The organism is Erythrobacter fulvus, from assembly GCF_028595285.1.
GTDB lineage: Bacteria > Pseudomonadota > Alphaproteobacteria > Sphingomonadales > Sphingomonadaceae > Erythrobacter > Erythrobacter fulvus.
Map to the genome: position 1 here is coordinate 240,767 of NZ_JAQQXQ010000004.1, position 24,556 is coordinate 265,322.

Here is a 24,556-nt window from a genome sequence, read left to right on the forward strand (position 1 = left end):
GCAATCACGCCGCGCCAAGCGCCTTGCGCCACCGCGCCAGCCGCTCGTTCCGCACGCTTTCCTCCATCGCCGGCTCGAACCGCGCCAACTGCCCGCGCATTGCCGCTGCCGCTTCATCCAGGCTGCGGTAAAGGCCCGCTCCGGTCGCGGCCAGCATCGCTGCGCCCAGCGCAGTCGTTTCGACGAAGCCCGGTCGTTCGACGGTAATGCCGAGCATGTCGGCAAGGTCCTGCGCCATCCAGTCATTTGCCGCCATGCCGCCATCGATGCGCAAGGCCTGCCATGCGGCCCCGTCGGCAGCAAAAGCGGTGGCAAGATCGTGCGTCTGGTGCGCCATTGCCTCCAGCGCCGCCCGCGCAAGCTGCGCCTTGCCGCTGGCGAAGCTGAGGCCCGCGATGACACCGCGCGCCTCGGCCTGCCAGTGCGGCGCACCAAGGCCCGCCAGGGCAGGCACGATCACCACCCCGCCGCTATCGGGAATGGAGCGCGCCAGCGCCTCGGTCTCCTCGGCGACATCGACAATGCCGAGCGAATCCCGCAGCCACTGGACAAGACTGCCCGCGACAAATACCGAACCTTCTATGGCGTAGCTGCGCTGACCTTCGATCTGAGTCAGCACCGTGCCGAGCAGGCGGTTGGAAGAACGCGGGATGCGGCTTCCCTGACAGGTCAGCACAAAGGCGCCGGTGCCGTAGGTCGCCTTGGTCTGTCCGGGCGCAAGACAGGCCTGCCCGATCGTTGCGGCCTGCTGGTCGCCCGCAAGGCCGGTGATCGGGATTGCGCAGCCGAACAGCGCCGGATCGGTCATGGCCAGCGGACCGGCCATGTCGGTCACGCCGGGAAGCGCCGACCATGGCACGCCGAGCAGATCGCAAAGGCCTTCATCGAACTGCGCGTCCTCCAGCCCCATCAGCAGCGTGCGGCTGGCATTGCTGGCATCCGAGATATGCGCCGCACCGACGGTGAGCTTGAAGACCAGCCAGCTTTCAACCGTCCCGAAAGCCAGCGTCCCGCGCTCCGCCGCGGCGCGCACTTCGGGCACGTTGTCGAGCATCCAGCGCATCTTGGTACCCGAAAAATAGGGGTCGAGCAGCAGGCCGGTGCGTTCCTGCACGCCTGCTTCATGCCCGGCATCGCGCAAGCTCGCGCACAGCGGCTCGGTGCGGCGGTCCTGCCACACGATCGCGCGGGTGAGCGGTTCGCCGGTCGCCTTGTCCCACGCCACCACGGTCTCGCGCTGGTTGGTGATGCCCAGCCCAGCGATCATCGCCGCCCCGCCCGCCCTGGGGATCACCTCCAGCGCGCAGGCCAGAGTCTTTTCCCAGATTTCCGCCGGATCATGTTCGACCCAGCCGGCCTGCGGGTAATGCTGCGTCAGGGGCGCCTGTGCGCTCGCCACCGGCACACCGTCGCTGGCGAACAGCATCGCGCGGGTCGAGGTCGTGCCTTCGTCGAGAACCAGAATGTAGTCGGACATCTTTGTTGCGCTACCACTTCGTTGCTTGAGCGCGCGGTTGTTGCGCTACCGCTTCGCTGCCTGAGCGCAGGGTGGTGTTACCCCGGCTCCTCTCTCTTGCGTGACTTCTGCCACGTGAGACTCCATATGCAAGCCCATGGTCACGATCCCTCCCAAGCCCTGGCCCACGGGCCTTGCCGAAGATGTCGAGCCGCTGGTGCGCCGCGTGCTCGCGCCCAATCCCTCGCCCTATACCTTCACCGGCACCCAGACCTATGTCGTGGGCGAGGCGGCGGGGCCGGATTGCGCGGTGATCGATCCGGGGCCGAACGAGGAAGCCCATATCGACGCGATCATCGCTGCGATTGCGGGCCGCAAGGTCGTCGCGATCATGTGCACCCACACCCACCGCGACCATTCGCCCGCCGCCGCCCCGCTGGCCGCGCTGACAGGCGCACCGATCGTCGGCTGCGCGCCCTTGGTGCTGAAAAGCGACCTGCCGCGCGCCGACGAGGCATTCGATCCGACCTACGCCCCCGGCCGCGTGCTCGCCGACGGCGAGGCGATGCGCGGCACGGGCTGGACGCTGACGGCAGTGGCTACGCCGGGCCATACTTCCAACCACCTGTGCTTCGCGCTGGAAGAATCGGGCGCGCTGTTCACGGGCGATCATGTGATGGGCTGGTCGACCAGCGTCGTCATCCCGCCCGACGGCGACATGGGCGATTACATGGCGAGCCTCGAGAAGCTGCTGGCGCGCGAAGATGTGCGCTATCACTCCGCCCATGGTGCCGCGATCGAGAAACCCCGCCAGCTGGTGCGCGGCATGATCGGCCACCGCCGCCAGCGCGAGAACCAGATCCTGCGGCTGCTGGGCGAACGCGCACGGCCTGTCTGCGACTTCATCCCGGATATGTACAAGGGACTGGACGAACGCCTGATCCCTGCGGCCGAGATGAGCGTCACCGCGCATCTCATCGACCTCGAGAAACGCGGCATGGCGGCGCGCGAGGCAGAAGTGTGGCGCACGTGCTAGGGATGGGTTAGTCTCCCGGCGCGGCGCACAAGTGGGGGGATTGTTGATGCAGGCGACCAGCGCACAGGCCTATGCCGCGCAGAACCGCTATTTCCGGCGGACGGCGTTCACGCTTGTGGGCATCGCAGTTGTCGGCTTTATCGCCTTCAACCTGACGGGGATTACCGACATCACCGCGATGCCATCGGCAACCCATGTGCACGCGGTTGCCATGGCCGCCTGGGTGTCAGTTTTCGCGGCGCAGGTCATGCTCGCGACGGGAGGCAAGATCGCCGCGCATCGCAAGCTGGGCAAGGCCGGGATGGCGCTTGCGGCTATCACCTTCGCAACCAGTTTCGGCGCAATCTTCGCCACTTTCGCGGCAGGCCGCGTGCCGCCGTTCTTCCCGCCCGGCTATTTCCTCGTGCTCGGTTTCGCCAATGTCACCATGTTCGGCCTGTTCGTCGCCGGAGCCGCGATCATGCGCAAGCGCACCGACTGGCACAAACGGCTGATGCTGGGATCGCTGGTGATGATCTACGAGCCTGTGCTGGGCCGCACCCTGCCCTTCATCGTGATCCCTGCGCTGGGCGGCCCGGAGGCGGCCTTTCCCGCGATCATCGAAAACCGCGAAGCCTTCGAGCTGTTCCGCTTCACGGTTCACATCGCAATCGCCGGCCTGCTGCTGGTGCTGGACCGGCGCGTCAGCGGCCGGGTGCATCCCGCCTCGTGGATCATCGTCGGGGCTGTTGCCATGATCTATGCGCTGGCCAACGGCATCGGGCTGGGCGCGGGCATGACGGAATATGCGATCAGCCTCACGCCCTCGGGCACCGCCGGCGCGCCGCCGGCTGGACTTTAGGCTCGAAAATCCCTGCGGCCGTGCCTATGTCCCCTGCACGATAACGAGCGGGAAGACCCATGAACCAAGTCACCAAAGTCCCCACCGGCGCCGATCTGCTGGCCGAGATCGACCGCCTGCGCAAAGAACGCAACGCGGTGATCCTTGCGCATTATTACCAGACGGCGGACATTCAGGACATTGCCGATTTCGTGGGCGACAGCCTCGAACTCTCGCGCAAGGCGGCGGCGACCGATGCCGACGTGATCGCCTTTTGCGGGGTCAAGTTCATGGCCGATACCGCCAAGATCCTTTCGCCCGACAAGATCGTGATCCTGCCCGACATGGACGCCGGATGCAGCCTTGAAGACAGCTGCCCGCCCGAGAAGTTCCGCGCCTTCCGCGAAGCCCACCCTGATCACATCGCGCTGACCTACATCAATTGTTCTACGGAAGTGAAGGCGCTGTCCGACGTGATCGTCACCTCCTCCAGCGCCGAAACGATCCTTGCCCAGATTCCGCCCGAACAGAAGATCATCTTCGGGCCCGACCGGCACCTTGGCGGCTATCTGTCGCGCAAGTTCAATCGCGAGATGCTGCTGTGGCCCGGCGTGTGCATCGTGCACGAAGCGTTCTCCGAAACCGAATTGCTCAAGCTGAAAGAGCAATATCCGAACGCGCCGATCGCCGCGCACCCGGAATGCCCGCCGACGATCATCGACCACGCAGACTATGTCGGTTCGACCAGCGGCATTCTAAAGTTTGCGCAGGAATTCGAGGGCGACACGCTGATCGTCGCGACCGAGCCGCACATCATCCACCAGATGGAGAAGGCGCTGCCGGAGAAGAATTTCATCGGCGCACCGGGCGCTGACGGGAACTGTTCGTGCAACATCTGCCCCTACATGGCGCTCAACACCATGGAGAAGCTCTACGTCGCGCTGCGCGATCTGGAGCCGCGTATCGAGATCGAGGAAGGCATCCGCCTGAAAGCCAAGCGCAGTCTTGACCGGATGCTGGAAATGGCCGGCGGGACTGTCGGGCTGGGCGATCTGGGCAAGGTGCCGTTCAGCGGGGATTGATCCTTAGCCGCCCTAGGTGCCAGCTTTCGCTGGCATGACGTCAATTTCCCCGTCACCCCAGCGAAAGCTGGGCCTAGGGCGGCCATGTGCTAAGCTTCTCAAATGGAGCGCGGTGGCTGTGTCTACATCATGACGAACAAGCGCTACGGCGTGCTCTATACCGGCGTCACCAGCGACTTGGCCGCTCGCGTGATGCAGCACCGCGAAGGGAAGGGCGGCGCATTTACGGCCAGGTACAAATGCACCCGTCTGGTATATATCGAACACCACCTGACCATCACGGATGCTATCGCCCGCGAGAAAGCGATCAAAGCTTGGCAGCGGATGTGGAAGATCGAGGCTATCGAGAAGCAGAACCCGGCTTGGGATGACCTCTTCCACAGGCTGAACGCATAGCCGCCCTAGGCCCCAGCTTTCGCTGGGGCGACGATGAAAACTAGGTTGCCCGCCCCCTGCTCACCGCCAGCGCCGCGCCGACCAGCATCATGCCCACGATATCCAGCCCCGACAGCACCTCGCCAAAGGCCAGCCAGCCGCAGAGCGAGGCGACTGCGGGCTGGGTCAGCAGCGCCAATCCCACCACCAGCGGCGGGAAATATTTGAGCGAATAGACCATCAGGCCCTGCCCGATCAGCTGGCTGACCACGAACAGGCCGATCACCGGCGTCCAGTCGGTCGGCCATACAGGCTCGCCCAATACCAGCGCGATGGCGAGCAGCACGGGGCAGCCGAACAGGCTCACCCAGACCAGCAGGCTCCACGATCCGAAGGCACCGCGCGCGCCCTGCAAGGTCAGCAGGTAAACCGCGTAAAGCAGACCTGCGGCGAGGCAGAACAGGTCGCCCACCAGCGTCGCGGTGGAGATTTCAAGGCTGCGGCCCATCAGGATCGCCGCGCCCGCCAGCGCAAAGATGATCGCCAGCCACTCCAGCCCCTTGGGCAGCATCCGCGCGGCAACGAAGCCCCAGAACAGGAGCACAATCGATCCGGCATTGCCGAATAGCGTCGCATTTCCCAGCCGGGTCATGCCGATGCCGATGTGCCAGCTGGCCAGATCGAGCGCGAAAGTCACCGCCCCAAGCGCCACCAGTCCGAGCGTTTTCGCGCCCATCCCCGTCAGCCGTTGGCCGCCGATCTTCGCGAACAGAATGAGGAACGGCAGCGCCAGCAGCAACCGCCAGAACCCGGCGGACACCGGCCCGGTATCGGCCATCCGCACGAACCACGGCCCCAGCGCGAGCGCCACGTTCCCGCCCAGCAGCGCGGCCAGCAGCAGGATGCTGCGGGGGCGCGCCAGCGCGGCGACAAGATTCTCTTGGGACGCCCCCTCATTTTCCATGCTTGCGCCCTAGCCTCGCGCGCCCCAAGTGCCTAACCCAAAGACGTTACCGAAGGAGATTTTCCCACATGCATGATGCCCTGTTCCAGCCGCTCCAGATGGGCGCGCTCCATGCCAAGAACCGCATCCACATGGCCCCGCTCACCCGCGGGCGCGCGGCCGAGCCGATGTTCGTGCCCAATGAACTGATGGCGACCTATTACCGCCAGCGCGCCGGCGCGGGCATGATCCTGACCGAAGCGACCGGTATCAGCCGCGAAGGCCTCGGCTGGCCGTCGGCTCCCGGCATCTGGAGCGACGAGCAGACCGAAGCGTGGAAGGCCACCACCAAGGCGGTGCACGAGGAAGGCGGCCTGATCGTCATGCAGCTGTGGCACATGGGGCGCATCGTCCACCCGGTGTTCCTTGACGGGCAGCCGCCCTTCTCCGCCAGCGCCACCACCGCGCCGGGCGAAGCGCACACGCCGACGGGCAAGCAGCCCTATGCGCAGGCGCGCGAAATGACACACGAGGATATCAAGCGCACGATCGGCGACTATCGCCGCGCTGCCGAGAACGCCAAGAAGGCGGGCTTTGACGGCGTGCAGCTGCACGGCGCGAACGGCTACCTTGTCGACCAGTTCCTGCGCGACAAGACCAACCTGCGCACCGACGAATATGGCGGCACCCCCGAAAACCGCACCCGCTTCATGCGCGAGGTGCTCGAGGCGCTGATCGACGTGTGGGGCGCGGACCGCGTCGGCATTCGCTTGTCGCCCAACGGCGATTCGCAGGGCACTGACGACAGCAATCCGCCCGCGACCTTCGGCGCAGCTGCCAAGGTGTGCGAGGAACTCGGCCTAGCCTTCGTCGAACTGCGCGAACCCGGCCCGGACGGCACCTTCGGCCAGACCGAGGTGCCCAAGCAGAGCCCGCTGATCCGCCAGATCTACACCGGCAAGCTGATCCTCAACTCGGACTACACCGCCGAGCAGGCCGAGGCCGACGTCACCAGCGGGAAGTGCGACGCGGTGAGTTTTGGACGCCCCTATATCTCCAACCCCGATCTCGAAAAGCGGATCGCGGCGGGCGCGCACTGGAACCCCAACAAGGACGTGCCCAAGAGCTGGTACTTCCCGATTCCGGAAGGCTACATCGACTATCCGACGCTGGAAGAAGAGCAGGCGCAGGCCGCCGAGTAAGCTCTATTCTTCGGCGGAAGCCGTTTCGGGGGCCGGAGCAGCGGGGGCTGCTTCGGCCCCTTCGCTTTGTGCTTCGCCTTCGGCGGCGGCATCTTCGCCAGCATCGGCAGCAGGCGCAGCGTTCTCGCGCGGCATCGGCGGCGCTTCGGAGCGCAGTTGTTCCAGCGGGATCATGTCATCGCTGATTGAGCCGCCCAGCACCTCGCCCGCCGCCTCTCCGCCCTGTTCGGACGGCGGTGCGGCCGGTTCGTCGCATCCGGCAAGGGCAAGCGCGACAAGGGCAACGGCGAATGCGGGCTTCTTCATCCGCATGTCCTTCGCCCGGCCTTGTCGAGCGCGTCAAGAAAATCCGCACTGGTGGCGATCAGCGCCTCGTCCCATTGCTCGGGCGAAACCGTCAGCCCCAGCTTCGCCAGGCTGGTGACGCCATATTCGGCAATGCCGCAAGGCACGATTCCGCCGAAATGCGAAAGGTCGGGATCGAGGTTCACCGAAAAGCCGTGCATCGTCACCCAGCGCCGCACGCGCACGCCGATTGCGCCGATCTTGGCCTCGCTGCCGTCGATGTCATGGGTCCAGATGCCGACGCGGCCCTCGGCCCGCCAGCTTTCCACCCCGAACGTCGCCAGCGTGGCGATCACCCAGCCTTCGATCGCGTGGACGAAACAGCGCACGTCTTTCCCGCGCCGATTGAGGTCGAGCACCAGATAGCCGACCCGCTGGCCCGGCCCGTGATAGGTGTAGCGTCCACCGCGTCCGGTCGCGACCACTTCGAAACGCGGATCGACCAGTTCGGCAGGGTCCGCGCTGGTGCCGGCAGTGTAGACCGGCGGGTGTTCGAGCAGCCAGACAAGCTCTGCCGCCTCGCCCGCGGCGACCGCCTGATTGCGCGCCTCCATATCCGCCAGCGCCTGCGCGTAAGGCACCGGCGCGACTTCGCGGCGCCATTCGATGGCTACAGCCGATTCAACCCGGGGAGCAGTGCTTGCCATGCTGCTCCGGTGGGGGCATTGAGCGCGCATGGCAAGAGGCGATTGTGCGATCGCCCCTGCGGGCAAAGGGATCGTGAGGCAGCACTATGGCAAACCGCAAACTCGACATGGGCAAGGCGTGGACGCAGACGACCGCGTTGATCGGTGCGAACAAGGACACGATCTCGGCGATTGCCGGGCTGTTCATTTTCCTGCCCTCTTTCGCCGCGGCGCTGTTCGTGCCGGAAATCGCAAACCCGCCGCAGCCTGCACCCCAGCCCGGGGCCGATCCGCAAGTCGCGATGCAGGCCACGCTCGACCAGCTCACTGCAATGTATGCCGATAACTGGGCGCTGTTCCTCGCTATTACGATCGCCGGTTTCGTGGGATCGATGAGCCTGCTGGCGCTGCTGACCGACCGCGGCAATCCCACCGTGGGCGAGGCGCTAGGCAAGGGTCTGAAAAGCATCCCTTCCTATATCGCGGCGCAGATTCTCTGCGGGTTGGCTGCAGGTCTGGTAATCGGCTTGCCGCTCGGGCTGGTCGGCGCTTTCGCTCCGCCAGCGGTAACGGTGCTGGTCAGCCTGTTGCTGGTGGTGCTGGCGATATATCTGGTCATCAAGTTTTCGCTGATCGCGCCGGTGATCGCCATTGACGAGGTGCGCAATCCCTTCACCGCCATCGCCCGTTCGTGGCAACTGACCAAGGGCAACAGCTTGCGGATCTTTGCCTTTCTGGTGCTGCTGTTCGTGGTGATCGTGATCATCGGCGCGCTGGTGCAGGGGGTTCTCACACTGATCCTGTCGGCCTTTGGCGGGTCGGTGGCGAGCATTGGCACCGGAATTGTCGGCGCGCTGGTCAATGCCGTGGTGACGGTGATCTTCCTCGTCGTCATCGCTGCGGTCCATCGCCAGCTGGCAGGAGCCTCGCCCGAGCGGCTGGCCGAGACCTTCGAATAGCGCGCCGCGCCCATTCGATGGCCGATACCGATCCACAGCTGAGCCGCGCCGCCTCCCCCGGCACCGACGCGCGGGCGATCCCGCCGTCGCGCATGGCGCTGCTGTTCACTGTCATGCTGGTGACTGCGGCGGGCAACACCGCGATGCAATCGGTGATGCCCTCTATCGGCACAGCGCTCGGGGTGGCCGATGTGTGGATCAGCCTCGCCTACAGCTGGTCGGCACTGCTGTGGGTGGTGTGCGCGCCGCTGTGGGCGCGGCGATCGGACAAGCGCGGACGCAAGGCGATGATGGCGCTGGGGCTGGCGGGCTTCATCATCTCGATGCTGCTTTGCGGACTGGCGCTCTATGCCGGGCTGTCGGGCTGGCTTTCGGCACTATGGGCGCTGATCGCCTTTGCTGCCGCGCGCAGCCTTTACGGCGGGTTCGGCAGCGCCGCACCTCCGGCGGTGCAGGCCTATGTCGCTTCGCGCACCCCGCGCGCCCAGCGCACGCAGGCCCTGTCGCTCATCGCGTCGAGCTTTGGTCTGGGCACGGTGATCGGCCCGGCACTGGCGCCGCTGATGGTGCTGCCGCTGCTGGGTCTGGGGCTGACGGGGCCGTTCATCTGCTTCGCCGCGATCGGGCTCGTCGCGCTTGTTACCCTGCGGCTGCGGCTGCCCAATGACGAGCCGCAATTCGCCGCGCGCGGGCAGGCCGCGCCCTATTCCAGCGCATCGAGCGGCGCGCCCAGCGATCCGCAGGGGCAACTCGACACGGACGAGGATGGCGCGGAGAATGGGGAACCGCCGCGCCTCAGGTGGCTCGATCCGCGCCTGCGCCCATGGGTCTTCGCGGGCTTTTTCGGCGGCCATGCACAGGCGATGGTGCTGGGGATTTCGGGCTTTCTGGTGCTCGACCGGCTGGGCCTGCGCGACACGCCTGCCGAAGGCGCGGGGCCTGTAGGTCTTGTGCTGATGAGCGGCGCGATTGCCACCTTGCTGGCGCAATGGGGGCTGATCCCGCGCTTCGATCTGGGGCCGCGCGCGGCAACCTTGTGGGGGATCGCCACCGCTGCCTTCGGCACGATCGTGCTGGCCGTGGCGGGCGATCTGCACCTGATCGCACTGGGCTATGCCATTGCCTCGCTGGGTTTCGGCCTGTTCCGGCCCGGCACCACGGCAGGCACCTCGCTCGCCGTGACGCGGTCCGAACAGGGACAGGCATCGGGGATTGTCGCCAGCCTCGCCGGGGCGAGTTACATCTACGCCCCCGCGCTCGGCGTATGGCTTTACGGCCATTCGGACTGGCTCGGCTTCGGGCTGATCGTGGCGCTGTGCGCGGCGGTGCTGGTGCATGGCTGGAAAGGCCTGCAGGCCGATACGGAACTCACCCGCGAGCGCGGGTAGCGTCTACAAGATCTCCAGCACCACGTCCTGCGGACGGCACAGCCGCACGCCCTTATCGGTTTCCACCAGCGGGCGTTCGATCAGGATCGGATCGGCTGCCATGGCCGCGAGCACGGTGGCGTCATCGGCCTGCGGCAGGCCGCGCTCCGCGGCATCGGTACCGCGCAGGCGCAGGCCCTTTTGCGGGGTAATCCCGGCATCACGATAAAGCTGGGCAAGTTTTCCGGCGCTGGGCGGATCTTTCAGATATTCGACCACGGTCAGCTCCACCCCGCCCAAATTCTCCAGAATCGCCAGCGTTTTGCGCGAAGTGCCGCATTTGGGGTTGTGCCAGATTGTCGCCTTCATCGCCGCCTTCCTCCTGTTGCCGACCCCCTGCGCAAATAAACGAGCGGCGACCCGAAAGCCACAGTTTGATGATTATCAATTTCATCGTCACGCAAGACTTGCAGATGCGAGTAAGTTGCAATAGCTGACCCGGCAACACGAGAAAGGCTTTCCATGATTCTTCCCTTCGCGCGCACCGCCCTGCTGCTGGGCTGCGCTGCCATCGCTTTCCCCGCCCTGGCCGAAACCGCTCCCGCTGCGGAAGCCGCCGGCGCAGCTGCCGAAGCCGCAGCGGGTGCCGATGACGCAGGCGACAGCGGCCCCAATATCGTTGTTACCGGCGACGTGCTCTATTCCAGCCAGCTCAACGCGCTGAAGACCCCGACGCCGATCATCGACATTCCCCAGTCGCTCAGCATCACCACCGCCGACCAGATTATCCAACAGGGCTTCGACAGCGTCGGCGACATCATCGCCTACACCCCCGGCGTCACCACTTCGCAGGGCGAGGGGCACCGCGATGCCGTGGTGTTTCGCGGGGTGCGATCCACCGCCGACTTCTTCGTCGACGGGGTGCGCGACGACGTGGAATATTACCGCGGCCTCTACAATCTTGAACAAGTGGAAATCCTGCGTGGCCCCAACGCGCTGCTGTTCGGGCGCGGCGGCACCGGCGGCATTCTCAACCGCGTAACCAAGAAGGGCGTTGTGGGCGAGACCTTCGCCGGCGGCGTTGCGACGTTCGATACCTTCGGCGCCTACAGCCTGTGGGCCGACGTCAACCTTGCCACCGGCGAGAATTCAGCGTTCCGGATCAACGCCGCTTACGAGCATCTCGACAACCACCGCGACCTGTTCGACGGCGAGCAGATCGGCATCAACCCGACCTTCCGCGCCGAACTGGGCGGGCGCACCACGATTGATCTGTCCTACGAATATGTCGATCACGAACGCTTCATCGACCGCGGCATCCCGACCGACGCCAACGGCGATCCGGTGCGCTCCCTGCGCGACATCACCTTCGGTGACCCGCAGGAAAACTACACCACCTTCAGGGCGCACGTCCTGCGCGGCACGGTGCAGCATGCTTTCTCGGATAGCCTGAAGGGCAATCTCACCGCCTCGTGGGGCGATTATGACAAGGTCTACGCCAACTATTTCCCGGTGGGTTACAACGAGGCGACCAACGTGGTGGCGATGGACGGTTACATCGACACCACACAGCGCCGGAACCTCGTGCTGTCCGGCAACCTGATCGGCGAATTCGCCACCGGCGGGATCGGTCACACGCTGATCGTCGGCGGCGAATATATCGACACCAGCAACGACAATGACCGCTTCAATCCGGTGTTCGACACAGCGCTGGCCGACGGCCGCCGTACCGATGTCGAATTCTTCCCGGCAGTGCGTCCCTTCCCGCTCGTGGGCGGGGTTGGCACGCTGGCCGATGGTCGCACCACCACCGCGACCTTCTCGCAGCTCAACGATGATACCGCCGCCGATCTCACGGTGTTTTCGGCCTATATTCAGGACGAGGTGAAGCTGGCCGAATGGCTGCGCGTCGTCCTCGGCGCACGGTTCGACAGCTTCGAGATCACGGTGCGCGATCTCAAGAACGGCGGCACCCGCACCCGCAAGGACGAGGAAATCACGCCGCGCGTCGGCCTGATCGTCAAGCCGCAGCAAAACCTGTCGCTCTACACCAGCTATTCGGAAACCTTCCTGCCGCGTTCGGGCGACCAGTTCGCCGACATCAACCCGCCCGCTGACGCGCTGGACCCGGATACCTTCTCCAACCTCGAAGCGGGGGTGAAGTGGGACATCAAGCCGGGCCTCGCGCTGACGGGGGCGGTGTTCCAGATCGAACAAACCTCGCCGCAGGTGTCGGACAACAACCCCGATACGCTCGACGTGATCGATTCCAAGATCCGCGGTTTCGAAGCGCAGTTGCAGGGCCAGGTCACCGACTGGTGGTTCCTGTCGGCCGGCTATTCCTATCTCGACGGCGAACAACAGAGCCGCACCGGCCCGACCGGCCGCCGGTTGCGCGAACTGCCGGAAAACATGTTCTCGATCTGGAACAACTTCCAAGCGACGGACCGGCTCGGCTTCGGCCTCGGCCTGACGGCGCAGGACGAAAGCTTTGCCGATAACGCCAACACCGCGACCCTGCCCGCCTATGCGCGGGTCGACATGGCGGTGTTCTACCAATTGTCGGACAACCTGCGCCTGCAGGTGAATGTCGAGAACCTGCTGGACGAACTCTACTTCCCCAACGCCCATTCGGCGAACGAGTTGACCGTTGCCCCGCCGCTCAATGCGCGGTTCACGATCACCGGCAGGTTCTGAGGATTACTCCGTTCCCGGCTGCGCAACACGCAGAGCCGGGACGGCCTTGGCTGCGTCCTCGGCACTGATGCCGGGTGCGGGTGCGGCGCTGATGCTCTCGCGCCGCCGGGCAACCCGTCCGGCCTGCTCGACTGCACGCACCAGCCGGGGGTAGACCCCGCAGCGGCAGATATTGGGGATCGCGCTTTCGATCTCCTCGCGGGTGGGCGAGGGATTGCGCTGGATCAGCGCGGCAGCGGAAATGACGATACCGGGGGTGCAGTATCCGCACTGGATCGCCTGCTGCGCCACCATCGCCTGCTGGACCGGGTGCGAACGATCGCGCGACAGCCCCTCGATCGTGGTTATCATCCGCCCTTCGGCCTCGGCCAGCGTGATCTTGCAGGATCGCAGCGCCACCCCGTCGACCAGCACCATGCAAGCGCCGCCGCATTCGCCGCCGCCGCACGCCTTGGTGCCGGTGAGGTTCATCGCCTCGCGCAGCGCGTAGAGCAGCGGCGTGCGCGGATCGAGATCGAACTCGACCGGCCGCTCGTTCACGGTCATGCGCGACATTGGTGGGCCTTAGCTGCTTACTGCCGCCAGCTGTCGTCGATCTTGTCGACCCGGCGCTTCCACGCCTCGAAGTCGAACATCCCGGCACCGCCCTGCCCGCTCATCACAGACAGATCGCGCTGGTGGACATCGACAACTTCCTGCGGGACGAGGTTGGGATTGCCCATCGAAAGCGTCGCCACCTGAATCTCGCAGGCGCGCTGGAGCGCCCACATCTTCACGAACATGCCCTGAATGGTGCGGTCCATCACCACGGGGCCGTGGTTGCGCAGCATCAAGATCGAATGGTTGCCGAGGTTCTCGACCAGCCGCTCGCCTTCCTCGGCACGGACAGTCACGCCTTCGAAGTCGTGATAGCCGATCTGGCCCTGGAAATTGCAGGCATAGAAATTGGTCGGCAGCAGCCCGTCCTTGTGGCTGCACACCGCCATGGTCGCGGTGGTGTGGACGTGGCAGATCGCCGCCGCCTTGTCGCCCAGATGCTTGTGGAAATAGGCGTGCTGGGTGAAGCCCGCCTTGTTCACCATATAGGGCGAACCGCCGACATTATTGCCCTCGACGTCGATCTTGACGAGGTTGCTGGCAGTCACTTCGGAATAGAGCAGGCCGAAGGGGTTGATGAGGAAGGTGTCTTCCTCGCCCGGCACCTTCACCGAGATGTGGTTATAGATCGATTCCGACCAGCCGAGATGGTCAAAGATGCGGTAGCACGCCGCCAGATCGAGCCGCGCCTGCCATTCTTCCTTGCTGCATTCGATACCGGGTTTGAGCTGGGTCGCCATGGGCCGTTCCTCTCCGTCTGTCCTTGCCGAGTTCTATCGCACGCGCAGGGAATGCTTTGCAAGGTGCTCGCGGCGGGCTAGGCCTCGAAACCGCATGAACGCTTCCGAGCAAAGCCTTCCCAGACTGGTCAGCGGCTCCATCCCGGGACACCTCGTCAGCCAGACGCTGCCGATGGTGATCGGGGTTGCCGCGATCATGTCGATCGGGCTGGTCGATGCCTATTTCATCGGCCGGCTGGGCAGCGACGCGCTGGCGGCGATCTCCTTCATCTTCCCGGTGTCGGTCGCGATCACTTCGCTTGGTGTCGGCATCATGGTCGGCATCAATTCGGTGGTCGCGCGCGCGCTGGGCGAAGGCGACCGCGAAAAGGCCGCAAGACGCGCCAATTTCGGGATCGTTTTCGCTGCGGGCTGCGGCCTGCTCATGGGCATTGCGCTGTGGCTGGCGATCGACCCTATCTTCGCCGCGATGAACGCTCCGGCGCAGCTGATGCCGCTGATCCGCGATTACATGCGCCCCTATGCGACGGGGTTCCCGCTGATCCTCGTCATCATGGGCTTTAACGGCGTCCTGCGCGGACAGGGCGAGGCGCGCAAAACCAGCACCATCAGCATTTCCTATGCCGCGGCCAACTGGGTGCTCGATCCGCTGCTGATTACCGGCGCTTTCGGGGTGGAAGGCTACGGCATGGCGGGCGCTGCCTATGCCACTGTCATCGGCTGGGGAATCGGCGTGGCGGTGGCGGTGTGGCTGGTGCGTTCGACCACCCTGCCGCTCGATTTCACCTTGCTCAGGAATTGCAGCCTGATCGATCCGGCCACCGCGATCATCCGCGTCGGGCTGCCTGCGGCATTCTCGAACGCGATCAATCCGCTCGGACTGTCGATCCTCACCGCGCTGGTCGCGCTGGAGGGCGAGGCGGCGGTGGCGGGCTTCGGCGCGGCGGGGCGGCTGCAGAGCTTCGTGATCGTGCCGCTCCTCGGCCTGTCGGGCGCGATCGGCGCCATCGTCGGCCAGAACTGGGGCGCGGGCCGTTACGACCGTTCGCGCGAGGCAGCGCTATGGGCGGCGGGTTTCTGCGTGGTCTGGGGGCTGTTCGTAGCCATCGCGATGGTGGCGGCGGGAGAGAATTTCGCGAGGCTGTTCACCGACGATCTGGCAGTGATCGCCGAATTCGCGCGCTATCTCGAAATTGCCGCCTGGGGCTATGCCGGCTTCGGGCTGCTGATCGTCGGCAACGGCATCATGAATGCGGTCGACAAGGCGGGCTATGCGTTGCTGCAATCGGTGGCGCGGGTGTTTCTGGTGATGCTGCCCGTGGCCCTGGTGCTGCAACCCGGCATGGGCAGCGCCGCGATCTACACCGCCGAACTGGCCGCCAACCTGTTCGGTGCGGTATCGGCGGTGCTGCTGGTGCGCCACATTTTCGTCCGGAAGTCACCCGCTTGGGGCCAGCGTTGAGCCGCGCGCTAGGCCTTCATTAACCAACCTGTTCCATAGAGTGCCCTGAAAGACCAAAGGGGCGCGCTACCGCATGGACGATCTGCTGGCGGAATTCATCGCCGAGACCCGCGAAATGCTGGAGGCTTCGGGCGGCGAAATCGTCGCCTGGGAAGCCAATCCGGACGATCGTGCGCGGCTCGATACGATCTTCCGTTTCGTCCACACGGTGAAGGGCAATTGCGGGTTCTTCGACTTCCCGCGCCTCGCCGCGCTCAGCCATGCTGCCGAGGACGCGCTGGCCGATTGCCGGGCCGGACGACGCGATCCCGATCATGCCCTTGTGTCTGCCGTGCTTGCCATTATCGACCGGATCGCGGCGATGGTGGACGCGATCGAAGCGGGCGAGGAATACCCCGAAGGCGGCGACGAGGCGCTGATCGCCGCGCTCGATGTTACACGTGAAACATTGCTGGAAGACGAGCTGGAAGAGGGCAAACAGGGGTCAAACCCGCCGAGAAACGCCCAAAACGGCCCGAGTTTCCGGCAAGACGACGATCAGACCCGCGCCCGCCGCGCCGACGGCAACGCTGCCGGGCAGCGGACCATTCGCCTGCCGGTAGAACTGCTCGACCGGGTGATGAGCGGCGTTTCCGACATGGTGCTGGCGCGCAACGATCTCGCCCACCGGTTGCGGCAGGCGGGCAACCAGCCGACCATCGACGGGCCCTTCGAACGGCTCACCGCGATCCTTTCCGACGTGCGCGATGCGATCACCCGGATGCGGATGCAACGGATCGAGACGCTGTTCGGCGTGCTGCCCCGGCTGGTCCGCGATCTTTCGGCGGAACTCGGCAAGCAGGTGATGGTCGATCTCGACGGCGGCGACGTTGAGCTTGACCGCGAGATGATCGAGACCATCCGCGATCCGCTTACCCACCTCATCCGCAACGCTATCGATCACGGGATCGAGGCCCCTTCGGCCCGCCACGCCGCAGGCAAGCGCGAGATCGGCCTGCTGGCCATCGCCGCGCGCCAGTCGGGCAACACCATCGCCATCCTGATCAGCGATGACGGCCGCGGTCTGGACGAGGAAAAAATCGCCGCCAAGGCGCTCGCCACCGGCCTCATCACGCCCGCCGAACGCGCCGGCATGAGCCGTGACAAGCTGCTGAACCTGATCTTCGAACCCGGCTTCTCCACCGCCGACGCCGTCAGCGCCGTATCAGGCCGCGGGGTCGGACTGGACGTGGTGCGCCAGAATCTCGAAAAGGTCGGCGGCAGCATCAAGGTGACGAGCGCGCCCGGCGAAGGCACCCAGTTTGCCCTGCAGATCCCGCTCACGCTCAGCATCATCGCCGGGCTGACAGTCGAGGTCGCCGGCCAGCGCTTCGCCATCCCGCAAGGCTATGTCGAGGAAATCGTCCAGGCTTCGGCCGCGGCGCTCGATTTCACCCGCATGGGCGAGGCCGCACTGGTCACGTTCCGCGGCAACCGCATTCCCTGCCTGATGCTGGCCGATGTGCTCGGGCTGGAGGCATGCGATCTTTCCGCGCGTGATCTGACGCTGGTGCTGCTGCGACTGGCCAGCGGCGATCTGTTCGCGCTGGTGGTAGAACGCATCAACAGCCACGGCGATCTGGTGGTAAAGCCGCTGGCCCCGGCGGTGATGAAGCCCGGACTTTATGCCGGATCGACCCTGCTTGACGACGGCCAGCCGGTGCTGCTGCTGGATGTCACCAACATCGCTGCGATGCACGATCTGGTGTCCGATGGACGCGCGCGGATGCTTCAGCCAGCCGAAGAGGAAGCCGCCGTCGCCGCCGCACCGCGAGCGATGCTGTTCACCGATTTTGCCGGACGCCGCTGCGCAGTACGTCTCGAACTGGTGCAACGTATCGAAACCGCGTCGGCCGGTGCGGTCGATCGTTCGGCCCCGCGGGCGCGGATGGTTATCGATGGCGCGATCCTGCCGCTGGCCGGCCTGCCCGACGGGCCGGTGACGGGCGAGAAGCTGCGCCTATTGCGGCTCGGCGACGGGGCGAGCGAACTGCTCCATGCCGTGCGCGAGATCGAGGATGCGGTAGAACTGACAGAGGCGCTGGTGCCTGTACCCGAGGATCCGCTGGTCGAGGCCATGACGCTGGTCGAAGGCCGTCCGGTCGCGCTGCTCGATGCCCACGAACTCTTCGCCCGTTACGGCGAGCCGCCGCTGTCGAGCCCCGGCGCGCGTCCGCGCTGCGTGCTGCCCGACAGCGAATGGGCGCGCAGCATCCTCGCCCCGCTGGTGACGTCGGCGGGTTACGAGGTGGTGAGCGAAGCGGGCGATGATCCCGACGTGGTCACGATCCTTTCGCAGGATGTTTTCGAGGTTGCCGAGGCGCTGGGCCGCATGCCTGCCGGGCCGGTCATCCGGCTCAGCGATCATCCGCAGAATTCGGGCCAGGACGGCGCAATCTACCGCTACGACCGGGAACGCCTGCTCGCCGCACTTGCCGCCGCGCGTCACCCCCGGGTCGCAGGAGGAAAGCGGACATGAGCGAATTGCTCGTCATCATCCAGATCGCCGGACGGCGCTGCGCGCTTTCGGCGCATGACGTGAAATCGGTGATCGAGATCGGCGTTGTAACGCCGGTGCCGCGCACGCCCGATTTCATCGCCGGAATCACCGCGCTGCGCAGCCAGACGCTGACCGTGATCGATTGCCGCCGCGCGATCGGACTGGACGCTGCACAGGCACCGACCGACGAACGCGCCGTGGTGATCGCCCAAGGCGGACATTCCTATGCCCTGCTGGTCGATGCGATCGAGGACATTACCACCGCGAATGGTGAGCCGGGGCAGGTTCCTGGCGGGTTCGGTCCGGACTGGTCGCGCATCGCCACCGGCATGATCGAGACTGCCAGCGGCCCTGCCTTGCTGATCGATTTGCCCGCGCTGATCGCCGGCCCGGATACGGTACGCGGCGAAATCGAAGCAGCGGCTTAATCCTATGCTTACCAGAAGTTTCTAGGCTCATGCCCGGTCCAACGCAGGAAAAGCCATGAAAACGTGTCTGATCGTCGATGATTCGCGAGTGATCCGCAAGGTTTCGCGGCATATTCTCGAAACCCTGGGCTTTGCCGTGGAAGAGGCCGAGAACGGCAAGGCCGCGCTCGACGCCTGCGAGTCGGCAATGCCCGACGTGGTGCTGCTCGACTGGAACATGCCGGTGATGACCGGGATCGAATTTCTGGTGCAACTGCGCCAGCGGCCCGGCGGCGACAAGCCCAAGGTGGTGTTCTGCACCACCGAAAACGACGTGGCACATATCCGCGAGGCGATCGAAGCCGGTGCGGACGAATATGTGATGAAGCCGTTTGATCACGAAACCCTCCAGATCAAGCTGCAGCTCGTCGGCTTCGTGTGAACCTTTCCGCGCGCCCCTTGTCTACGGCCACGGCGCGTCGGGCGGGCGCGATCCGGGTGATGATCGTCGATGATTCGCTCACCGTGCGCACGATCTTCAAGCGCATGGTCGAAAGCGATCCGGCCCTTGCGGTCGCGGGCACCGCCAGCAGCGCCGAACGCGCGATTGCCCAGCTTTGCGAAGAACCCGCCGATGTGGTGCTGCTCGATCTCGAAATGCCCGGCATGGGCGGGCTCGATGCCCTGCCCGCGATCCTCGCCACGCCCGGCGGGCCGCAGGTGCTGGTGGTATCCTCGCTCACTGTGGACGGGGCCGAACACACGCTCGCGGCGTTGCAGATGGGGGCTGCGGATACGTTGCTGAAACCGCTGCCGGGCGGCTTCAACGAAGATTACCGCACCCAGCTGCTCGGCAAGATCCGGGCGCTCGGCACGCGCAGTTCCGAACCGGGCGGCAATGCGGCCGAACCCCCGGAAAGATCCTTCGCGCGGCCAGCCGCCACGCTGCGCCAGCGCCGCACCGAAGTGCTCGCCATCGGAGCCTCGACCGGGGGTATCCATGCGCTCGGGCTGATGCTCGGCGCGATGGGGCGCAGTTGCGACCTGCCGATCCTGATTACCCAGCACCTGCCCGCCTCTTTCATTCCGGTCTTCGCCCGCCAGGTGGAAAATGCCTGTGGTCGCCCCGCCGACATCGCGGAGGACGGCATGGATATCCGCCCGGGCCGGGTCCTTATCGCTCCCGGTCACGGGCACCTGCTGGCACGCCGCAGCGGTCAACGTCTGGTGGTGCGGATCTGCACCGAACCCGCGCCGAGCGGCTGCGTGCCTTCGGTCGATCCGATGCTCTCAAGCCTCGCCGCAGCCTGCGAAGGCCGCGCGCTCGGCGTGATCCTGTCGGGCATGGGCCGCGACGGGCTGATCGGCGCAACGGAACTGGTCGCCGCGGGCGGCACCATCTTTGCGCAGGATGCCGAAAGCAGCGCGGTTTGGGGGATGCCCGGCGCAGTGGCCAAGGCAGGACTTGCCAGCCTTATCGCCAGCCCCGAACGCCTTGGCGAGACCATCATCGCGCGAACCAGCGCCCCGATGCTGCGGCAAGGATAGGGCGCGCATGATGGACAGCAGCGAAGCCTCGCACCAGATCATTGCCGATCTGCTTGCCGCACGCACCGGCCAACACCTCACCGAAAGCCGGCGCTGGCGCGTCAATTCGGCGCTGGCGGGGATCTTCCGCGAACATGGCATCAGCAATGTCGACCAGCTTGTATGCCTGCTGGCCCAGCCGCGGGCCGGGCCCGAAAGCCCCGATCTGTCGCAGGACGTGGTCGAGGCGCTGCTCAACAACGAAACCTATTTCTTCCGCGACAAGCCGACCTTCGATCAGCTGCCGCACGAGGTCCTTCCCGAACTCGCCAGCCGCCGCGCCCATGCAAAGCGCCTTTCGATCTGGTCGGCGGGATGTTCGACCGGCCAGGAGGTCTATTCGCTCGCCATGCTCTTCGCCGAGCAGAAGGAGCGCTGGGCAGGCTGGACCATCGAGCTGCTCGGCACCGATGTTTCCAACCGCGCGATCCGCGCCGCGCGCAGCGGGCTCTACAGCCAGTTCGAAGTGCAGCGTGGGCTTGGCGTGACGCAGATGCTGCGGTTTTTCGACGAGACTTCCGGCGGCTGGCAGATCCGCGAGGAACCGCGCCGCATGGCCCATTTCCGCCAGCACAATCTCCTCGCCCCGCACCCGGGCCGCCAGCCGTTCGATCTCGTGTTGTGCCGCAACGTGCTGCTCTATTTCGATCGCACCACCCGTGCCGCCGCCTTCGACCGGCTGGCCTCGGCGGTTGCGCACGACGGGTTCCTGATGCTCGGTGCGGGCGAAACCGTGGTCGGCCAGACCGATCGCTTCGCGCCCTGCCCGCGCCGCGCGAGCTTTTTCGAGCCGCTGCAGGATGCCCGCCAGCCCCGCCTGATGCGCGCCGGTTGAACGCCACGTCAAACGCGGCAACGCGCCATGCCCGGCATCGTGCTTTACGCTTCCTTAGCCGCTGGCGTTTACGATGTTGATCGAAAGGCCGCCGCCACCGTTGGCGGCCGAACAGGGATGTGATCTTGGCCGCGAAGAAGAATTCCTTGCGTTTGACACCCACCGGCCTTGTGCTGGTGCCGCTGGCAGTGGCCTGCGTCATCACCGGGGTGGCGGTGCTGGCTGTCAGCCTCAACGAACAACTTACCATCGTCGCCCCCGGCGCGCTGATAACCGCCACCATTCTTGTCTATTCGGCGCTGCTGGTGCTGATCGGTCGCAGCGCTGTCGCCAATGTGCGTGAACTCGAAGCGCTCGGCATCACCGATTCGCTTTCCCGCCTGCCCAATCGCCGCGCCCTGCACGATGATGTCGTGCGGCTGTCGCAAGGCACGGACGAGGTTGCGCTGGCGCTGATCGACCTCGACAGCTTCAAGCAGGTGAACGACCATTACGGCCATGAAACAGGCGACGAACTGATCGCCCGCTGCGCCGATATGCTGCGCGAGGTCTGCGGTGACGAGGCCCGGGCCTACCGTCTGGGCGGAGACGAATTCGCCGCCGTGATGTCCGGCAAGGTCGCCGGAACGATCCTCGAAGGCATTTGCCGCACCCTGCTTGAACGGTTGGTCGCTCCGGTGAGGGTGGGAGAGCGCCAGATCGCAGTCGGCGCCAGCATCGGCCTTGCCCGCAGCCTTGCCGACCAGCGCATCCCCTCGTCGGAACTCCTGCGCCGCAGCGATGTCGCCATGTCGATATCAAAGCGCGGCGGCAAGATGCGCTGCACATGGTTCAACGAAAGCTTCGACCGTCGCCGTGAACGGCTGCGCGCGATTGAGGACGAGATCCGCACCGGCATCGCCACGAGCGAATTCAGCCTGGCCTACCAGCCTTTGGTCGATGCCGCAGACCGCCGGATCGTTGCGGTCGAGGCGCTGCTGCGCTGGGATCGCGGGGAACGCGCACCGCTCGGTCCGAATGTGTTCATTCCGGTGGCCGAGGATTCGGGGTTGATCAACCCGCTGGGCCAGTGGGTGCTGCGTCAGGCGGTGTGCGACGCGCTGCGTTGGGGCGATATCACTCTGTCGGTCAACATCTCGGCCGCGCAGCTGCGCAATCCCGAATTCCCGATCAAGCTGGGCGAGGTGCTGGAGGAAACCGGCTTCCCGCCGCACCGGCTCGAACTCGAAGTCACCGAAACCTGCCTTGTACTCGATCCGGTGGTGGCAGAGCGCACGCTCGACGTGATCCGCGCTTTCGGGGTACGGATAGCGCTCGACGATTTCGGTACAGGCTATGCCTCGATCGGGTTCCTGCGGCGGTTCCGCTTCGAAAAGCTCAAGCTGGACCGCAGCCTGATCGAACTGGCGGGCGGCGATGACGGCAGCCGGGCGATGATGCTTTCGAGCATCGCGCTTGCCCGCGCGCTCAATATGGGCGTTGTCGCCGAAGGTGTCGAAACCGAAGATCAGGCCGAACTGGTGCGGCTGGCCGGATGCGACCAGATCCAGGGCTGGCTCTATTACCGCGCCCTGCCCGCAGCCGAAATCGATCGGCTGATCGCGGCGCAAAGCGCAGCGAAACAGGACGGAAAAGCAGCATGAGCGCATTGCAGGAACTTGCTGTCGAGCTTCAGGCCGAAACGGTCAGCGCCCCCGCCCCGGCCCGCGGCGGATTTCTGCCCCACGTTCGCGACTGGTTTTCAGGCCTGTCGATCGGCGGCCGGATCACCCTTTTCTTCACCCTCAATCTGGTTTTCGCCCTGTTTGCAGGCCTGTTCGCCATCGGCGGCTTCATCGAACTCGGCAATCGCGCCGAAGGGATCAATGTCACCCATGATAATGTGATCGAGGCCGAACGGCTGATGGTGCACCTGAGCGAAGGTCACCGGCATGCCGAAATGTTGGCAGTCGGTGCAGGGCAGGCACGCGCCCGCGCCGCGCTCGACGAACTCGCCGCCGCCGATCGCACGGTTGCGGTTCTCGGCGAAAGCCTGCGCGTCTCCAATGTCGCGGCCTATGATCGGCTTGCCCTCATCCGCGAGGGCATTGCCGATTTCCGACGCCAGATCGATACGCTGGAACTTCGCGCAAACGATCCCCGCCGCCGCGCAGCACTTGCGCGGGAACTGACTGCCACCGGCGGAGCCGTGCTGGAAGCGGGGCGCGAGATGGCGCAGATGCTCAGCGCAGAGGCCGACGCGCGCTCTGACGCGGGGTCTGATCTGATTTCGGCCTTGCTGTTCGCGTGGATCGGTATCGCCGTTGCGCTGACGGCGATCACCCTGATCGCTCAGCGCTATGTCAACCACACCGTCAGCGGTTCGCTGAAGTCGATGGCCGGGCAGATGGCGCAGCTTGCTGCGGGCGAAAGCGATCTCACCATCAGCGGCAAGGAACGCCGCGACGAGATTGGCGAGATGGCGCGCGCGCTCGAGGTGTTCCACCGGGCCGGACTGCGACTGGAGCGGCTCAGCCGCGAACGCGCCAACCGTGCGCGGGTGGAGCTTGACGAACAGACCCGGCTCCAGCTCCAGCAGGAAGAGGCGCGTGTTGAACGCGAAAGAATGCTGCGCGATGTGGCCGACCAGTTCGAACGCACCGTCGGCGAAGTCGTCACCGGCGTGGTCGCGGCCTCTGGGCAGTTGCAATCGACTTCGAAACTAATGGCCGCCACGGCTGAAGAAACCAGCCGCCGTGCCAGCGACGTCGGGGCCTCGATGGAAGAGGCTAATCGCGGTGCGACCGCAGCCGCTTCGGCCAGTGACGAATTCGCCATGTCGATCGGCGAGATCAGCCGTCAGGCGGCCTCTTCCGCCGAACTGGCGCGCGAGGCGACGTTGTCTGCACGGCAAGCCGACAGCACCATCGGCGCGCTCACCACATCGGCGCAGCAGGTCGGCGAGATCGTCGAACTGATCCAGACTATCGCCCGGCGCACCAATCTGCTCGCCCTCAATGCCTCGATCGAGGCTGCGCGCGGCGGCGAGGCGGGCCGCGGCTTCGCGGTGGTGGCAAGCGAGGTCAAGGAACTGGCCAACCAGACCAGCCGCGCGACCGAGAAGATCGCCGAACAGATCCGCGAAATGCAGGACACCACAGGGGCCAGCGCCGCCGCCCTGCGCGCGATTGCGGGCCAGATCGAACAGCTCGAAACCACCGCTGTCTCGATCGCCACTGCCGTCGATCAGCAATCGGTGGCTGGGCGCGAACTGGCCCAGAGCATCGATCTTGCTGCACGCGGCACCGAACGCGTGGCGGGCCATATCGACGACGTGCGCCAGATGGCGCTGTCGACCGGATCGGCAGCCAGCCAGGTGCTCTCCAGCGCAACCAGCCTCGAATCCCAGGCCGCAACGCTGCGCCAGCAAGTCCAGTCTTTCCTGAAAAGGGTGCGCGCCGGATAATCCGCAAAAGTCCCTAGCTTACGCTGCGGAATCAAG

General features: G+C 65.6%; 23 protein-coding genes. 16 read left to right on the forward strand and 7 right to left on the reverse strand.

The annotated features are described in order from the left end of the window. Positions 1-4: 4 nt before the first annotated feature. Positions 5-1,477, reverse strand: coding sequence for a glycerol kinase GlpK (glpK, locus tag OIK40_RS07075; RefSeq protein ID WP_273677345.1), 1,473 nt, complete (start codon positions 1,475-1,477; stop codon positions 5-7). A 136-nt stretch (positions 1,478-1,613) separates the two neighbouring features. Here glpK and OIK40_RS07080 point away from each other — a divergent pair, with 136 nt between their 5' ends. The 4 genes from OIK40_RS07080 to OIK40_RS07095 all read left to right on the forward strand — a co-directional run bounded on the left by OIK40_RS07080 (position 1,614) and on the right by OIK40_RS07095 (position 4,790). Then, a complete protein-coding gene (locus tag OIK40_RS07080) occupies positions 1,614-2,492 on the forward strand; it encodes an MBL fold metallo-hydrolase (protein WP_273677346.1) in 879 nt (292 codons plus the stop codon). A gap of 46 nt (positions 2,493-2,538) precedes the next feature. Next, entirely contained in the window at positions 2,539-3,333 is a 795-nt protein-coding gene (locus OIK40_RS07085; RefSeq protein WP_273677347.1) for a hypothetical protein, read from the forward strand. A gap of 59 nt (positions 3,334-3,392) precedes the next feature. Beyond that, on the forward strand, positions 3,393-4,394 hold the full coding sequence (gene nadA / locus OIK40_RS07090; protein ID WP_273677348.1) for a quinolinate synthase NadA: 1,002 nt from the start codon (positions 3,393-3,395) through the stop codon (positions 4,392-4,394). Positions 4,395-4,496: 102 nt separating this feature from the next. Then, positions 4,497-4,790 carry a GIY-YIG nuclease family protein gene (locus OIK40_RS07095; RefSeq protein ID WP_273677349.1) on the forward strand — a complete coding sequence of 98 codons (294 nt, stop codon included), beginning with the start codon at positions 4,497-4,499 and terminating at the stop codon, positions 4,788-4,790. 40 nt (positions 4,791-4,830) lie between these two features. On the opposite strand, the gene OIK40_RS07100 is transcribed toward OIK40_RS07095, so the two are convergent. Next, positions 4,831-5,733, reverse strand: a complete 903-nt coding sequence (locus tag OIK40_RS07100; RefSeq protein ID WP_273677350.1) for a DMT family transporter — start codon at positions 5,731-5,733, stop codon at positions 4,831-4,833. Positions 5,734-5,801: 68 nt separating this feature from the next. On the opposite strand from OIK40_RS07100, the gene OIK40_RS07105 reads away from it, so the two are divergent. Beyond that, a complete protein-coding gene (locus OIK40_RS07105; RefSeq protein ID WP_273677351.1) occupies positions 5,802-6,914 on the forward strand; it encodes an alkene reductase in 1,113 nt (370 codons plus the stop codon). A gap of 3 nt (positions 6,915-6,917) precedes the next feature. Here the strand turns inward: OIK40_RS07105 and OIK40_RS07110 are convergent, their stop codons facing one another. Both OIK40_RS07110 and lipB read right to left on the reverse strand, forming a co-directional pair. Next, positions 6,918-7,220, reverse strand: a complete 303-nt coding sequence (locus tag OIK40_RS07110) for a hypothetical protein (protein WP_273677352.1) — start codon at positions 7,218-7,220, stop codon at positions 6,918-6,920. Next, positions 7,217-7,906, reverse strand: coding sequence for a lipoyl(octanoyl) transferase LipB (gene lipB / locus OIK40_RS07115; protein WP_273677353.1), 690 nt, complete (start codon positions 7,904-7,906; stop codon positions 7,217-7,219). Before lipB ends, OIK40_RS07110 begins: the two co-directional genes overlap by 4 nt. A gap of 86 nt (positions 7,907-7,992) precedes the next feature. Here lipB and OIK40_RS07120 point away from each other — a divergent pair, with 86 nt between their 5' ends. Continuing rightward, positions 7,993-8,844, forward strand: coding sequence for a glycerophosphoryl diester phosphodiesterase membrane domain-containing protein (locus OIK40_RS07120; protein ID WP_273677354.1), 852 nt, complete (start codon positions 7,993-7,995; stop codon positions 8,842-8,844). A gap of 17 nt (positions 8,845-8,861) precedes the next feature. Then, positions 8,862-10,232, forward strand: coding sequence for an MFS transporter (locus OIK40_RS07125; protein WP_273677355.1), 1,371 nt, complete (start codon positions 8,862-8,864; stop codon positions 10,230-10,232). Positions 10,233-10,235: 3 nt separating this feature from the next. On the opposite strand, the gene OIK40_RS07130 is transcribed toward OIK40_RS07125, so the two are convergent. Continuing rightward, a complete protein-coding gene (locus OIK40_RS07130; RefSeq protein WP_273677358.1) occupies positions 10,236-10,580 on the reverse strand; it encodes an arsenate reductase family protein in 345 nt (114 codons plus the stop codon). A gap of 153 nt (positions 10,581-10,733) precedes the next feature. On the opposite strand from OIK40_RS07130, the gene OIK40_RS07135 reads away from it, so the two are divergent. Continuing rightward, positions 10,734-12,908: a TonB-dependent receptor gene (locus OIK40_RS07135; protein ID WP_273677360.1), complete on the forward strand. Its 2,175-nt coding sequence runs from the start codon at positions 10,734-10,736 to the stop codon at positions 12,906-12,908. Between the two features lie 3 nt (positions 12,909-12,911). Here OIK40_RS07135 and OIK40_RS07140 read toward each other — a convergent pair whose 3' ends face one another. Then, positions 12,912-13,463: a (2Fe-2S)-binding protein gene (locus tag OIK40_RS07140; protein WP_273677361.1), complete on the reverse strand. Its 552-nt coding sequence runs from the start codon at positions 13,461-13,463 to the stop codon at positions 12,912-12,914. A 17-nt stretch (positions 13,464-13,480) separates the two neighbouring features. Then, positions 13,481-14,245, reverse strand: coding sequence for a class II aldolase/adducin family protein (locus OIK40_RS07145; protein ID WP_273677362.1), 765 nt, complete (start codon positions 14,243-14,245; stop codon positions 13,481-13,483). A 94-nt stretch (positions 14,246-14,339) separates the two neighbouring features. Between OIK40_RS07145 and OIK40_RS07150 the strand changes: the two genes are divergently transcribed. The 8 genes from OIK40_RS07150 (at position 14,340) to OIK40_RS07185 (ending at position 24,520) form a co-directional block, all read left to right on the forward strand. After that, positions 14,340-15,707 (forward strand): MATE family efflux transporter, encoded by a 1,368-nt coding sequence (locus tag OIK40_RS07150; RefSeq protein ID WP_273677363.1) that lies wholly within the window; start codon positions 14,340-14,342, stop codon positions 15,705-15,707. 73 nt (positions 15,708-15,780) lie between these two features. Next, positions 15,781-18,225: a chemotaxis protein CheA gene (locus OIK40_RS07155; RefSeq protein WP_273677365.1), complete on the forward strand. Its 2,445-nt coding sequence runs from the start codon at positions 15,781-15,783 to the stop codon at positions 18,223-18,225. Continuing rightward, positions 18,222-18,674, forward strand: coding sequence for a chemotaxis protein CheW (locus OIK40_RS07160; RefSeq protein WP_273677367.1), 453 nt, complete (start codon positions 18,222-18,224; stop codon positions 18,672-18,674). Before OIK40_RS07155 ends, OIK40_RS07160 begins: the two co-directional genes overlap by 4 nt. Before the next feature lie 55 nt (positions 18,675-18,729). Further along, complete coding sequence (locus OIK40_RS07165) at positions 18,730-19,095, forward strand: response regulator (protein ID WP_273677369.1); 366 nt, start codon at positions 18,730-18,732, stop codon at positions 19,093-19,095. A 17-nt stretch (positions 19,096-19,112) separates the two neighbouring features. Continuing rightward, entirely contained in the window at positions 19,113-20,201 is a 1,089-nt protein-coding gene (cheB, locus tag OIK40_RS07170) for a chemotaxis-specific protein-glutamate methyltransferase CheB (protein WP_273677371.1), read from the forward strand. 7 nt (positions 20,202-20,208) lie between these two features. Further along, positions 20,209-21,075: a CheR family methyltransferase gene (locus OIK40_RS07175; RefSeq protein WP_273677373.1), complete on the forward strand. Its 867-nt coding sequence runs from the start codon at positions 20,209-20,211 to the stop codon at positions 21,073-21,075. A gap of 146 nt (positions 21,076-21,221) precedes the next feature. Further along, positions 21,222-22,718, forward strand: coding sequence for a putative bifunctional diguanylate cyclase/phosphodiesterase (locus OIK40_RS07180; RefSeq protein WP_273677375.1), 1,497 nt, complete (start codon positions 21,222-21,224; stop codon positions 22,716-22,718). Continuing rightward, on the forward strand, positions 22,715-24,520 hold the full coding sequence (locus OIK40_RS07185) for a methyl-accepting chemotaxis protein (RefSeq protein WP_273677376.1): 1,806 nt from the start codon (positions 22,715-22,717) through the stop codon (positions 24,518-24,520). Before OIK40_RS07180 ends, OIK40_RS07185 begins: the two co-directional genes overlap by 4 nt. Positions 24,521-24,556: the final 36 nt, after the last annotated feature.